Origin of the sequence: Photobacterium angustum (assembly GCF_003026365.1) — a bacterium.
Taxonomy (GTDB): Bacteria; Pseudomonadota; Gammaproteobacteria; order Enterobacterales; family Vibrionaceae; genus Photobacterium; species Photobacterium angustum.
On record NZ_PYOM01000005.1, the window covers coordinates 114,838 to 129,280 of the forward strand.

The following is a 14,443-nucleotide window of genomic DNA, read 5'->3' on the forward strand; positions in this document are numbered from 1 at the left end:
AAAGCCTAATCTATTAATCTTCTGTTAAGGTTCTAATTGTTATTGTCTTATTAACAGCATTTGTTTGCTTGTTTTATTAACAAGTAAAGCTATTGAGGACTCCCTTTAGCCCCTCAATAAAGACATTTAAATATATAGAAGAGTAGAAGCCGCTATGAATAATTCTCAATTCCACATCATCGCACAACGTATTTTTAAGTCAGAAAATCAACGTGTTGCTGTAGCAGCTGTTGTTTTTGATGGTCTATCAAGCTATGAGGCTGAAAAGCGTTACGAACTTCCTAAAGGCACATTATCACGTAACGTGCGTAAATATAAAAATGAAGTAAAGTACATTGAGTCTGTAACAGCAGCTTAATCTGAATTATAGAAATAATAAGCTTTCCCATGCATATAACTGTATAGATAAAAAAACAAACGAAAGCTTAATACCGGTGAGTATAAAAAAAGGAGAGTTAGTACTCTCCTTTTTTATTGTTCACTTTTTATTTACCAACTCTAAATCTAACAGTGAGAACAAAGAAACTAACCGCGATAATTAATAATCCCATCAATGTTGGGCTACCTATTGCCATTAATGTCTCCCATGGGTGATCACTCATTAATATATTAATTGACAGATTGTTGACTTGACTTATCCAATCACCGATGACTGTTGATTTAAAAACAATAGAACCCATTATTTTAATAAGTAAGATAATCACAAATATTGTAATTAAGGGATGCTCATTAAATTGAGAAATAAAGAATATAATACAGGCAACAGGCAATAACGCTAAACTCATGGCTGCCATTGTCGATATAAATTCACCATAATGCTGACCCAATGCCACAAGGTTGACTGAATAGTCCGTTAATAAACTTTGCGGGACAAACCATTGTCCGACAAACCAAACAGTAAGATCAGCAAACAACAATAGGAAAGAAGCAATAATCGGTATAATAACTAAGGCAAAAACAAGTTTTACAGCTATCGCTTTAGAATCAGAGATCGGCATTGAATGCCAAAAAGCTAAACTGCCCTCTTTTCTCTCTTTCGACAATGTTCTTGCTGTATAGGTAAAAAAGCTAACTAACGTCACCAGCCCCGCCAGCATAAAATTGATTAGCCCGACAATACCCGCAAAAGAATCGCTGTGAGTAAAATTTGGCGACCAACTTTCTAGCCCTGATGATTGAACATTAAATGAGAAATTCTGGCTATTACTCATAAGTAATATGATGCAAACAATAGAAAAAACAGCAAGAAACAGTGGTAATCGAGTAACAAGTTTATGCTCAAGCAATTCTTTAGTTAACAATGCTTTGATTGGGTTCATAAAGCCTCCTGCTGCTTGGCAATAAATATATCAGCAAGACTTGGCTTAGTAACTGTACCTAACATTGCTAATTCAGTTGGTGGAAAATTCTCAAACAATAAGCGGTGTTGACCTAAACCTGCTTTACAACTAATCGGTTTTAATTTTTTAGCTTGCTCAATATGCTGTTCATCTACCGAAAGGATACTAAAGCGCTCAGATAAATCGTTAAGTTGTCCTTGTAATACAGTTCGCCCTTCTTTCAAAACCAACACATCAGTAAGCATATGGGCTATTTCATCAACTTCATGACTTGCAATAATCAACGCTCTTTCGCCCTCATGGAACCATTCCATTAAATAACGATAGAAGGTTTCACGATACATTAAATCAAGGCCTAGCGTCGGCTCATCAAGAATTAAAACATTCACATCTGTCGACATCACAAGAGCAAGATGCAACTGTACTTTCATCCCTTTAGATAACGCAGCAATCTTACTTTTTAATGATATATTGGTCTGGGCTAAATAAGCTGTCATCTTCTGTTGATCATAACGAGGATGCACACCTTGTACATATTTCATTACCTGCTTGACGGTCATCCATTCTGGTAATACTGCAACATCAGATATATAGCCAAGACGCTCTACAATTTTTGCACGTTGTTTTTGTGGCTCTAAACCAAAAATAGTTAATTCACCACTATGGCTATGCATGCCCAGCATGGCTTTAATTAATGTCGACTTACCTGCGCCATTATGCCCAAGTAAGCCTAAGACTTGTCCCGATTTTAGCTCAAAACTAACATCACTTAATACTTCATTATTTTGGTACGCTTTACTGATGTGTTGGGCTGAGATAAATGTAAGATCTACATAACTTTTATTCACGTCCGCTTCCTTTGGAAATACCTAATAACGGTTATTATTGGCTTGCTTATAGTAAGAGTAACGAGAAGATCGACAATGAATCAACTGTTAATAAAGGAATGGCTTAGCATGGTTAGATTTTTATAATGAAAATCGACAAAAATTGAAAGTCTTTGTATTTAGATAAAATATATGATGATAAAAAGTTAATAGTACTCAGCCTAGCAATAAAAGATCTCACTTATGCAAAGTGCTAAATATAAAACGCCTTCATAAAGCGTAAATCACATTATAGACTTAGATCTATTCTTCTCTCGGTTATTTATCTAATGCCAAATTATCCTTTCTATTAAAAGAAATATCGCGGCAAATAGCATTTTCAAGCAATATAGATAGGTCAATAGAAAGCACAAACAAGCGTACACAGAGTATTGAATAAGAACACACTCTGTATACGACAACAACTCAGAAGTAATAAAGCAATCTATTAGGAATGCGATATAATTTACATATAAAAGACGATACAAATCCTGTTGTATATTCTATATATAATTATAATTCTTTTTATAAATCAATAAACTGCTTGTTACTGTTTAATCTTCATACTCATCATCTAGTAGCTCATAAGGAGAAACATTATCTTTTTCCATCATGGCTAATATTTCAATCATACGCGTATGACGTGATTCTTGTTTAAATTCATGCAGAACAGCAATAAGGTTGTTTATTTTTTGGAGTGGTATTCTTTTAATCACTGCTTTTTGACGACCTGGGACTTCATCGGCAAAATCAATCAAAATCTGACGGTAGTCGACACGTGTTTCTTTAACAACGCCCGTCTCTTCTACACTCTTTAACATTGCACTCAGCGCTTTTTCTGCAGCTGCGAAACTATCCATTAATTACCTCGAGGACACAAATTCGCTACGGTAGAAAGTACCGTATCATTTATTCGTAAAATCACTAATACCAAGCTTGATGTTGCATTAGTTTCTACATATTTAGTCTTTATGATATTAACATCCCAACAAAGAATCGTGGGATTATAACTGTAAACACTAATGAGTTGTTCACCAAGTAGGTCTGATTCTTTAATTATAATTGAAATTTACAATTTCGTATAACAGGGAGTGTTACTTGGACATATATTACTCTCTGTTTTGATGATTGTGAATAAATAATTAAGTAAAATTTTAATTCGGAGCCTAAATCACACAGACAACATATAGAATTGTACAAAAAAAAGGGACACAATAATGACTCGTCGCTCATATTTATAACCAGAATCACATATTCACTATTATCACTATCACGATGTTTCAATTGAGATTTGTCTAAATGGACTTGTAGATACCTAAAATCTAACTTTTACTACTGCGGAAAGTCACAACTATTAAGGTTTATAAAATAATAGACTATAGTTAGCGCCATATCATCTTTGTTATAGGTTTTACTGTGCGTAAACATCAACAAACACTAACAGTACTTTGCTTAGGTACACTTTTCTCTTTCTCTAGTTTTGGCTCTTATGCCTCTATTGCAACATCTGGTGGTTTTACAGCAACACAAAATTGCGAAGCCTTCCAATCCTTTCGTAAGCAAACAAACCCTGATGACACTAAACTTGTAGTCGGTAAACAATATCAAATAAAGGCACTCAATGAACGCGACTATCGCTGGGTTCATATTCTCGTGCCAGATGCTAAACCTGCTGTACGCTGGGTAAGTAAAGACTGCGGTACTGTGGATTTAAGCCAAAGCATCAGCGCCCCCGACAAAAAGTATGACAATAAATATTCAAACTCTCGTAAAAGTTGTAGCACTGTGGGAGATTTTGATTCTTATGTCTTAGCACTTACTTGGCAGCCAGGTTTTTGTGAACACTTTCGCTATAAAGGTACAAAGCCTGAATGTAATGCAATTAACGATGGTAAGTTAAAAATCACAAACCTAACATTGCATGGCTTGTGGCCGAATAAAGCAAGCTGTGGAACCACCTATGGTTACTGTGATCGTTACGCTCGATTAGACCTTTCTCGTAATACCATAAACCAAATTGCACCGTGGATGCCTAACTTCTACTACCAAACAAAGTTTGGTGAATATGAATGGAAGAAACATGGTACTTGTCAAACACGTGATGCTGACGACTACTTCATAACAGCAACAAAGCTAGTTGAAAAAGTAGACGCCTCTCCTATCGGTTTATTTATTAAAGATAATATAGGTCGTAATGTCTCTGTATCTAGTTTCAAGAAGAAACTTGTTGCCAGCTTTGGTAGCAATGCCGTTGATCGTATCAGCCTATCTTGTACTCAGGGTAAATTCCTGAATGAAGTACGCCTTAATTTAGGAAAAGATATCGATTTGAGTAAACCTATTGTTGATTTACTTAATGCGGGTACCAAAGGTAGAGCGTTTTACGGAAACTGCCGTAAAATGATTTATATCGAAGATTCGGGTAAATAATATAAAAGGGATAAACATTGTTTATCCCTTACTTTTTTCGTTTATATTTTTAAGCTGTGTAAATTCCATTCAATATAATAATGTAATGACTATTTATCGCTGTTTACAGTCATCTCAATCAGCTGTTAATTCTCTTATCTCGCGTTTTATCAAAAAATAAAATACCATCTGAAAAGTTAAAAACACTCGAATATTCTTAACCTATGATAATGCACAGCGTTTATTTGAGTAAGTTCACCATCATCGAGCATAAAAACATAACCATCTGATTACAATGCAAATATCACTATAAGAAAGCACGAAATGTAACACGTTACATAGATTTGATTCTTTTTTTGTGATATAAACCCGCTTGGATCTTTAGTGATTCGTGCTACCTTGCATCGCCTTTAGAGAAGTTAAGTCGGTGAGATGTTAGATGGTTGTGATATGTTCATTATAGAATATTCATTCAATATTAATTATAAAAAATATCATCATACAAACCGATAAATTAAGAACACTCACTAAATATGAATGTTCCTATTCACTTAATTATCTTGATGATTAAGTTTTATTTACAGGGAAAATTATGAATTCTACGAATGAAAATTTGCTTACAACTATTAATGATAGTCTGTTAGCAATCATTGGTTCAATCAATGGTGTACTGTGGGGACAGGTATTAGTGTACTTACTCGTAGGTGTGGGTATTTATTTCTCTCTACGTTTAGGCTTTATACAAATCCGTCAATTCGGACACGCGATTAAGGTACTTAAAAGTGGCCGTGAACTTGAAAATGGAATCAGTTCATACCAAGTATTTTGTACATCAATGGCGGCGCGTGTTGGTACCGGTAATATGGCAGGTATTGCAGTAGCCTTAAGCATTGGTGGACCTGGTGCTATTTTCTGGATGTGGGTTATTGCTTTATTTGGTATGGCAACCGCGTTTATTGAATCAACCCTCGCGCAAGTATACAAAGTAAAAGACGTTGACGGTCAATATCGTGGCGGCCCTGCTTATTATATGGAAAAAGGCTTAGGCAAACGTTGGATGGGGACGTTATTTTCTATCTGCTTAATTATCGCGTTTGGCTTTGTATTTAACGCAGTTCAAGCAAATACGATTACAGATGCGCTTCACCACTCTTTTGGTTTTAATGAAACAACTCAAGGCATCGTTCTCGTTATCTTATCTGCTTTCTTTATTATGGGCGGTCTACGCCGTGTCGCTTCAGCATCAGCTAAAATTGTTCCAGTGATGGCAATTGGTTACCTCGCGATTGCTCTTATCGTGGTCATCATGAATATTACAGAGCTCCCTGCCGTTCTTTCTCTTATCGTGAAAAGTGCATTTGGTTGGCAAGAAGCTGCTGCAGGCGGTGTCGCATTTACTATTTCACAAGCAATGCAAACTGGTATTGCACGTGGTTTATTCTCAAATGAAGCAGGTATGGGCTCAGCTGCTAATATCGCAGCAAGTGCAACACCAAACCCTAACCACCCTGCCTCACAAGGCTTTGTGCAAATGTTAGGTGTATTTGTTGATACTATTGTTATCTGTACTGCATCTGCTGCAATGATCATGCTTTCAGGTGTAATGGATATGCCAAATGCAGGTCAAGGAATTAGTTTATTACAAACCGCACTTTCTGACGAACTAGGTAACTGGACAACATACTTTATTGCCGCAGCAATTTTGCTATTTTGTTTTTCATCAATTCTTGCAAACTACACATACGCTGAAACAAATATTATGTTCCTGAATGGTAATACCAAAAAAGGTCTGATGCTTTTCCGCTTGTGTGTACTGGGCATGGTGATGTTCGGTTCAGTCGCTTCTCTACCTGTGGTTTGGAACTTAGCTGATGCATCGATGGGCTTAATGGCATTTGTTAATATCGTAGCGCTAATTTTCTTATCAAAATTAGCTATCCGCGTTATCAAAGATTACGAGCACCAGCTAAAACAAGGTAAAACTCCTGAGTTTGACCGTTCTAAATTCCCAGAGCTTGAAGATCTTGATGGTGCATGGCACCCAGATACCATTGCGAAAGCCCGCCGTAAACATGGTAACCATTTCGCTAAATAATCTGTAATCATTTTTAAATGCCAGTATTGAATATCAATGCTGGCTTTTTTTTATTTTTCTAGGTGCGGATTACATCTTCAATTGTTGCTTAATTGCAGCAACCATCTCATTACTTGTTGGTGATAGGCTTGATGGAAATACGCCTACTACTTGCCCTTGTTTATTTAACAAGTACTTTTGGAAATTCCACCCAACCGACTTACCAGACTGTGAGATTAAAAGTTTATATAATGGATTGGCCTTACTTCCCTTAACACTTGTTTTTGTCATCATCGGAAACGTTACGCCATAATTGCTATAACAGATATTAGCCGTTTGCTGATCGCTGCCTCTATCTTGCTTAAAATCATTAGATGGAAAACCAATAACCACCAATCCACTGTCTTTATACGTTTTATACAATTCTTCCAACTGTTTGAATTGGGGTGTAAAACCACATTGGCTAGCCGTATTCACCACCAATACCACTTTCCCAGTTAAATGTTGGCAGAAGTCATAATATTCATCGCTGTTGAGTTTTTTTAGAGGTGATTGATAGAGCGTAGGGCAACTTGACGCATTCGCCGATGTTGTAACGAGAGAAGTAAAAAGGATCGAACTGACTAATAAAATAAGTCGTAAGATTAAAAGATTATAGCTAACCACTTGCATGCTATTTCCCTTCTATTTATCAATTAATTATTTAGCTAACTAGTCAACAATACGAAAAAGGGCTAAAGAAAGTTTATTTCTTTAGCCACTATTGAAGAGAATAAAACATTAGATATAACCGTTTTGAAATTTCCACGCCTCACTCATCTTATCAATGACACAAGCAGGCAATGGGCGATGTGCTTTAGCTGGCTGCGTAGCAATATTTCGATAACCGCACCGTTTTAAGCGCAAATCAAACGCACGATCGATTTGCATTCCAGCACGAGCGAGATCCCAACGAAATACTCGGAGTGCTAAATATTCATGTTGCTCTAATTCACCTCCAAATGGGTATTTAAGCACTTTATTGTACGCCGTTTTTGCTAAATCGAAGTTCACTTGAATCATAAGTTCCTCCTTAGCTTTCAGCCATTAATATAAATTATCGGCTAACTTCAAGCTAAAACGTTACAGTGTCGCAAGCAAGCTTTTTCGCAATAGAAATGACAAGAAAGTGCAAATTAAGATAAATAATGTGATGTAAATCCGCTAATAATTGGTTGTTAATAGCAAATATGGCTAACAATCAAACAAAGAAGAAAGAGATCTACCATCGATTTTGCTTTTCGGTAAGAAAGGCTTTTATCCGTAATTAAGCTGAATTATTATGCTTTATCGAACAACGCTAGGAACTCAATATGCAACAAATTAAAATCGCCGCTAATTCGCAGATTGCCGTTATTTTTAAGACTTGGTCATCTGAATGGGAATCGGAAGTTGAAGCAGATAAAAAAGATGCTGCGAACAAATTCCATACAGTTTATAACATTGCAGCTGAGTTGTTCGCAAAAGGCGGAGAAATTGAAATTTCTTTCATTTCTGCACTATTTAATGATTGTAAGCAAAAAACTGAAATGGCAGAGCAAATGATCAACAAGATCAAAGCTAGCCTAAAAGATGATCCTGAACGAGCTGAGAAATACATCGCTAAAGTTAATACCGCAGCACAAGATGCTGCGTTTTCGATGAACTACCTTGGCCAGCTACTCTTAAAATCAGCTTAATGTCTCCAATGTCTAGAGCCCTTGTATCAAGGGCTTAATTGCCTTTATTTGCTGCTATATTCAGCAATATTTAACTAATAAGCACTAAATCTACTTTATACTGTAAATCTTCTTGTCAGCTTTCCTCGATAGGCATACATTACGCTAAAATATACCCTTTACGAATACTGTTAGTTTTTATACTAACTCATATCTATATTTCTTGCGTTTGTACTGTAACTAATGAAAAAGCACTCACTTCGCTCTCTATGGTCTCGTTGGTTTTCTAACGCGGCAGATATACCTGACTCTATTCGCATTACCATTCCAATGGTGATGTCACTCGGCTTATTCTATTTTTTTGGTTTTACTGCCGCAGGGATCTCAGGACTCATCACCGCTTGGCTACTTGGTACTCAAGCGCGCGATCTCCCCTACTTAAAGCGCTTACAAATTTTATCGATCTCAGTCCTTTTTACCGCTTTATCAACCTACCTTGCTTTTAGTGTCTTTGATAACTTATGGCTTAGCTCTGTTACATTATGTAGCATTGCAATTATATATGGCTTGATGTCTAACCAACGTCCGCATATTCGTTCGTTTGGTTATAATTTTGGTTTCACTTACATTATGTCCATTCACTTTGCGAGCACTGATAATGACTTTTTCATCATTCTGATCGCGAATTTTTTTGCGGCGGGCAGTGTAATACTAACGTCACTGATCTTATGGCCTTTTTTCAAAGGGCGTATTTTACAAAATCATATACACTCTGTGACGTTTACTCTTGCTGACTGGCTAAATACATTACGTTTAACGGATGATGAATCTGTTCTAGAAGAGAAACGACAGCAATTTTATTCATGCGCGCACAAAGTCGCTTATTACAGCAATTCAATTACTTCAGTTAAACGAACTGAACAAGTGCGTATAGATCTACAACGTTCACTTGAAGTCGCTGAATATATAATTAGTCTTGAGCGTATTTTAAGTTTCAATTTACAAGAAAATACGCGCAGACGTTTATCTAATTGGATTGAACAAGCCGCAAGAGAAATCAAACAACACCAGCAAATTACAGCGATCTTTGATGTCAATGAACATAAAAACAACCAATACATTGTCGATTTATTAGAACAACTTAAGCGCTGTTATAATTTTTCAACCTTCTCTACACTCGATTACAGTAAAAATATTTATCTTTTCACCTCAGATACGGTGTCCTTTTTACGTAATTTCAAACATGCTTTGCATCTTAAATCTAAAGAATGGCGACACGGCGGTAAAATAGCCATTACATTAGCGATTACGCAATTTTTGACGATTTTCTATCAAATCCCTCAAGGCTATTGGATCTCATTAACAGCATTTATTGTATTACTCACCTCATCAATAGGTGTAACTAACCACCGCATTTGGCATCGTTTTTATGGTACTGCATTAGGCGGTTTATATAGCTTTGTGTGCTTATATTTTTTCCCGAATCAACACCTAATTATACTAACCAGCATCTCTGTCTTTTTTGCTTTTACGACATACCATAAAGAGCGCTATGACATTCACGTATTCTGGTTAACATCGATGATTGTATTCTCTATCAGCTTACTCTCACCGGATAATACCTATGTGACGTTTTATCGTATCATTGATACCTTATTTGGGGTAACTATCGCCTTTTCTATTAATTATTTTGTCGCGCCAAGTTGGACAATGCGTTGGTTAGATCTCTATATAGCACGCATGATACGCTCACAAATTTTGTACGTAACAGTACTAAATAAGCCTCTCTTTGAGCAGAAACTAAACCTGTATAAAGCACAGGACAATTATTATGCCCTTAAAGGTGAGATCTTTAATTTACTAAAAGAACCCAATCTTAGCCCTCGTACCTCTAAAGATTGGAAGAGTTTGTTGGTTATCTTACGCCGTTTAAGTGATTCGCTTTTATTGGCAACCAAACTTGGGCTTAATACTCCTTATGATAATAACTATACCCAGAAGTGGATTAAACAGCTTTCTGATATAGAGAAACGATTCCCACATCGATATGAGATAGATCAACCGATTGAAATTGATACGGACAATTATGAACATTCGGCTGATATGCTATGTTCATTAATTGAAGAAGATATTAATCAATTAGAATTGTGGCTATGTTATCAACAAGCATTTCCATTAAAATAAGTTAAGTTTACCGTTCAGAAAAATCTACTTTCACTGTTTATTTTGAGAGTGATTCACCTTTCTAACACTGCCAGTCTCAACATTTACTGCTAAGTAATGTTGCTGACTGTTAGTATTATCAAGTTCTTCATAACTAAATAAATAGCAAGTTTGACAATCAAAAATCGGCTGGTTGTAATCAAGCTCTAAATTAGTCCCGTTCGCTTGATAATATTCACTATCGATTGCTAATCCTACGGCTTCTAATGCTTGTGCTTTATCCGTATATTTAAGTGCTGTCGATAGCTTTTCATTATAGGTTTTATCTGTATATTGAATGAGATACGTTTGATTATCAGATGTTAATAAAATATCTTTCCAACCGTTATTGATATCATCCCCTACCAATACGGGTTGTTGAATTTTTTCCCACTTCGCCATTATTTTATATTGGTCATCAAACAAATACGCTTTACACTCATTTTGCTCGCAATAGCTTTCGCTCTGCATAAGCACAAAGGTTTCTTCTTTACCGTTATTATTTAAATCCGCTCGCCCGTAGAGGTAATAAGGTAATTTCTGATTAGTATTAGGTAAGGTTTTATCTGAGGGTAAGATCTGTTTTTTTATCGCGGACGCTAACTTCTCATCAATACTTTGTTCATGTACTTCCTGTTCTCTTACCCCAAACACAACAAGAGCAATTATAGTGATGACAATAGAATAAAATACAATGTGGCGTTGTCCCATAATGCCTTCCTATTGATAACAACACACTCGCTCCTATTAGTGTAAGTCTAATTCAGCATCCTTGCTTTTATTGCTATACGAACAGTTGTAATAATCTATCCATTCAACTGTTTTTTCTCATCAATGCGTTTACGGTGCCAGATAGAATAATGACGTAATCCTGCTGGACCATGGGCAATAAAGACTGAAAGTAAAATCACTGTAATATAAATATGTGCTTGATGTGCAGGAAGCCAAATAATAGATAACAGCATGAATAATTTAACGAATGTTAAAATACCCTTAAGCTGAATGAGCCATAGTTTTGAACGATAAATTTCTAGCGACATCATAGTAACACCGCTCATCATGGCTAATACCCACCAATTGATCCAAAGTGCTTTATCAACAGCAAACATAAAACCAGCACTAGATACTGCAACCCCTAAAATATGCAGTGCTCTGATGGTTGTTTTTGCTAAACGCTGGCACCAAAATTGTGTTTCAGAAATCGTGTAAGGCTGGCCTTTATTCGGGTGTGGTTTATATGTTCCACGTTGATGCGTTGATTTTTTATCGGTCATAATCGTCGGTATTAAGCTAGTAGGCGCGCAAGCATAACTGATCTTCAGTTAACACTAAATATTTGCAGAGCGGAATTCTTTCATTTCTCCACCAGCTACTAAATAACAGTCCATGCCTGCCGCTTTAGCCGCTTGGCAACCTAATTCGGTATCTTCAAACACCACACAATCTTGTGCTGCAATACCTAATTTTTGTGCAGCTAATAAGAACGTTTCAGGTAACGGTTTATGCTGTGTAACATCATTGGCCGTGACAATAGCATCAAGATACGGCATTAAGCCTGCGCTGGTTAAAATTTCTTCAGTGTGGCGACGCTGACATCCCGTACCTATTGCGGTTGGAATACCTTTAGATTTTGCTTGTTTCAATACATCGAAAGTTCCCGTTATCACCTCACCTTTGTGTGTAATATCATCAAAGTAATGGAGTTTTGATTCAGCAAGATAAACCGGTTCTACATCTAACTGATACTTTTCAATAAGGGCTTTTGCCGTATTTAAGGTTGGTGAACCGCCCATGGTATAAAACCAATCGCGATTAAAAGGAATGTTGTGCGCTTCACAAGTGAGTTGCCAAGCATATATATGAGCTGGCATAGAATCGACTAGGGTTCCATCCATATCAAAAATAACAGCTTTGTATTTACTAATATCCATTTATTAAATCCCTTCTTAATCGTTTATCGTTATTTTTCTGCGGCGTAACCTGTCATAAATAAATCAACACAGCTTTCGATATAAGCATCATTTTCTTGCTCTGTCATATCACAAGGTTGACCTAGTTGCGCTAAAAATACCATTCGACCATGCAACATTAATAATAACTGCATCGCTGCATCAGAGGCTGAAATTGAAAAACTCAACACACCTTGTTGCTGTTGAACAGATAAATATTGAGCCAACATTTCGATGGTGGTTTCAGGTCCGGCAGAGACAAACACTTTAGCCAGATCAGGATGCGATTCTAACTGACGAATCGCTGTTCTATAAGTCAGAATAGCTTCTTCTGTTCGTAAAATCGTTTGAAAACGTTTAGCAAAATCACACAATACATCTCGTGCCTTTCTTCCATCATCCAATGGCAATTTATCCATCTGGCTTTCCATGCATTTAGCGCGAATACAAGTTTCAAACAGATCATCTTTAGTTTTGAAATGCGCATAAACCGTTTGTTTAGAAACATTCGCAGCCAATGCAATGCTATCCATAGAAATCGCATAGCCATGTTGAGTAAATAGCTCAGTCGCCGCATCTAATATTTGTTGTTTCTTTAATTTACTTCTTGCTGTTAGCAATTTTCCACCTACAAGCACATAAATGCTAATTATTTACATAAATACACACAATCAAACTAGACAGTCCAGTTTGAATGGTATACTTTTTAATCATATGGACTTATCAGTCTAGTTTAATATTAGGATAGCCAGTAATGCAACGGATAACCAAATCTTCTTTAGCGTTATGTTTGATAATGAGCACAGCTACGCTAACTGGGTGTGATGCGCCAGCAAAAGAGGAAAATAAAGCATCATTACAATTGCTTAATGTAGACACCTATCAACTCAAGCAACAACAAGATTTTGCGATTGAGCGTGAATACGTCGGCTTTGTTCAAGCGGGTCAACAGGCCAACCTTGGCTTTGAACTCAGCGGTAAAATCGATAGTATTTATGTCAATGTTGGTGACACAGTTCAGCAAGGTGATCCTCTTTTAGCGCTCGATACTTTATTACTTGCAACTGAAGCCGACCAATTAAAAGCCCAACAAGCTCAAATATCAGCACAACTTGAGTTAGTTAATGCTAATTTAAAACGCCAAAAATCACTAAAATCCAAAGGCTTTAGCGCGGCATCGGATATAGATAGCCTGACAAGCCAACGTAAAGAGCTTCAAGCGAACTATCGTCAACTCTCAGCGACCCTTGCAGCAAACCAACTACGGTTAGTGAAATCCACCATTATTGCCCCCTACAGTGGGGTTATTAGCGCACGTCATGTTTCCCATGGCGATGTTGTAAACGCAGGATCTCCTACTGTTACTCTACTGGCGAATAAAAACAAAGAAGTACATATCGGTATTCCTATCGACAAGGTACAAGGCGTGACCCAACAAAAAACATGGACAGTGCGGGTGGGTAAAGATACATACCCTGTCACTTTGCTCAATCCGGGTGCTACCGTGAACCTTAATAGTCGTGCAATAAATTTCCGGTTTTCATTGCCAACGAATGCCAATGTTATTAATGGTGAATTAGCGTATCTCAATTACAACGATACACAACAGCAAGCAGGGTTTTGGATTCCCTTATCAGCATTAACTGATGGTATTCGCGGTACATGGAATATTTTTGCGGTTGTTGAAAATGGTGCGGGACCGGAAGTTGAACGACGCTCAGTACAACTCCTCTATGCGGCAAATGATAAAGCCTATATCCAAGGTGCCGTTGATGAAGGCGAACAGATTATCGCAACGGGGTTACATCGTTTAGTACCAGGCCAAATCGTAACAATAAACCCAAGCGTAACACCGAAACAAAAAACAGCCACCAAGCCAGCATTAATTGACGATAATGGGGCTTAA

The 14,443-nt window shown here is 36.9% G+C and carries 15 protein-coding genes; 6 read left to right on the forward strand and 9 right to left on the reverse strand.

Features of this window, described 5'->3' with window-relative positions; translation table 11 throughout:
* Positions 1-154 precede the first annotated feature (154 nt).
* A complete protein-coding gene (locus CTN01_RS06775) occupies positions 155-358 on the forward strand; it encodes a hypothetical protein (RefSeq protein ID WP_005367479.1) in 204 nt (67 codons plus the stop codon).
* A 127-nt stretch (positions 359-485) separates the two neighbouring features.
* Here CTN01_RS06775 and CTN01_RS06780 read toward each other — a convergent pair whose 3' ends face one another.
* The 3 genes from CTN01_RS06780 to CTN01_RS06790 form a co-directional block, all read right to left on the reverse strand.
* The gene (locus tag CTN01_RS06780) at positions 486-1,319 is read right to left on the reverse strand and encodes an ABC transporter (RefSeq protein WP_045147817.1); all 834 of its coding nucleotides are present in this window, start codon (positions 1,317-1,319) and stop codon (positions 486-488) included.
* A complete protein-coding gene (locus CTN01_RS06785; protein ID WP_045147819.1) occupies positions 1,316-2,188 on the reverse strand; it encodes an ABC transporter ATP-binding protein in 873 nt (290 codons plus the stop codon). Before CTN01_RS06785 ends, CTN01_RS06780 begins: the two co-directional genes overlap by 4 nt.
* 572 nt (positions 2,189-2,760) lie before the next feature.
* On the reverse strand, positions 2,761-3,066 hold the full coding sequence (locus CTN01_RS06790) for a hypothetical protein (protein ID WP_005367470.1): 306 nt from the start codon (positions 3,064-3,066) through the stop codon (positions 2,761-2,763).
* Positions 3,067-3,622: 556 nt separating this feature from the next.
* Here CTN01_RS06790 and CTN01_RS06795 point away from each other — a divergent pair.
* Together CTN01_RS06795 and CTN01_RS06800 are read left to right on the forward strand one after the other, a co-directional pair.
* Positions 3,623-4,636 carry a ribonuclease T2 family protein gene (locus tag CTN01_RS06795; protein WP_045147820.1) on the forward strand — a complete coding sequence of 338 codons (1,014 nt, stop codon included), beginning with the start codon at positions 3,623-3,625 and terminating at the stop codon, positions 4,634-4,636.
* Between the two features lie 571 nt (positions 4,637-5,207).
* Positions 5,208-6,710: an alanine/glycine:cation symporter family protein gene (locus CTN01_RS06800; protein ID WP_045129633.1), complete on the forward strand. Its 1,503-nt coding sequence runs from the start codon at positions 5,208-5,210 to the stop codon at positions 6,708-6,710.
* 69 nt (positions 6,711-6,779) lie between these two features.
* On the opposite strand, the gene CTN01_RS06805 is transcribed toward CTN01_RS06800, so the two are convergent.
* Both CTN01_RS06805 and CTN01_RS06810 read right to left on the reverse strand, forming a co-directional pair.
* A complete protein-coding gene (locus CTN01_RS06805; RefSeq protein WP_045147822.1) occupies positions 6,780-7,361 on the reverse strand; it encodes a glutathione peroxidase in 582 nt (193 codons plus the stop codon).
* A 108-nt stretch (positions 7,362-7,469) separates the two neighbouring features.
* Complete coding sequence (locus tag CTN01_RS06810; protein ID WP_005367462.1) at positions 7,470-7,751, reverse strand: hypothetical protein; 282 nt, start codon at positions 7,749-7,751, stop codon at positions 7,470-7,472.
* Positions 7,752-8,041: 290 nt separating this feature from the next.
* Here CTN01_RS06810 and CTN01_RS06815 point away from each other — a divergent pair, with 290 nt between their 5' ends.
* Positions 8,042-8,407 carry a hypothetical protein gene (locus CTN01_RS06815; RefSeq protein ID WP_005367461.1) on the forward strand — a complete coding sequence of 122 codons (366 nt, stop codon included), beginning with the start codon at positions 8,042-8,044 and terminating at the stop codon, positions 8,405-8,407.
* A gap of 222 nt (positions 8,408-8,629) precedes the next feature.
* Positions 8,630-10,570, forward strand: a complete 1,941-nt coding sequence (locus CTN01_RS06820; RefSeq protein WP_045147824.1) for an FUSC family protein — start codon at positions 8,630-8,632, stop codon at positions 10,568-10,570.
* Between the two features lie 30 nt (positions 10,571-10,600).
* On the opposite strand, the gene CTN01_RS06825 is transcribed toward CTN01_RS06820, so the two are convergent.
* The 4 genes from CTN01_RS06825 to CTN01_RS06840 form a co-directional block, all read right to left on the reverse strand.
* Positions 10,601-11,299: a hypothetical protein gene (locus CTN01_RS06825; RefSeq protein WP_045147825.1), complete on the reverse strand. Its 699-nt coding sequence runs from the start codon at positions 11,297-11,299 to the stop codon at positions 10,601-10,603.
* A 95-nt stretch (positions 11,300-11,394) separates the two neighbouring features.
* Positions 11,395-11,862, reverse strand: a complete 468-nt coding sequence (locus CTN01_RS06830) for a hypothetical protein (RefSeq protein ID WP_080890335.1) — start codon at positions 11,860-11,862, stop codon at positions 11,395-11,397.
* Positions 11,863-11,916: 54 nt separating this feature from the next.
* Entirely contained in the window at positions 11,917-12,519 is a 603-nt protein-coding gene (locus CTN01_RS06835; protein ID WP_045135663.1) for an HAD family hydrolase, read from the reverse strand.
* Positions 12,520-12,548: 29 nt separating this feature from the next.
* A complete protein-coding gene (locus CTN01_RS06840; protein ID WP_045127069.1) occupies positions 12,549-13,157 on the reverse strand; it encodes a TetR/AcrR family transcriptional regulator in 609 nt (202 codons plus the stop codon).
* A gap of 134 nt (positions 13,158-13,291) precedes the next feature.
* Here CTN01_RS06840 and CTN01_RS06845 point away from each other — a divergent pair, with 134 nt between their 5' ends.
* Positions 13,292-14,443, forward strand: coding sequence for an efflux RND transporter periplasmic adaptor subunit (locus tag CTN01_RS06845; RefSeq protein ID WP_045147827.1), 1,152 nt, complete (start codon positions 13,292-13,294; stop codon positions 14,441-14,443).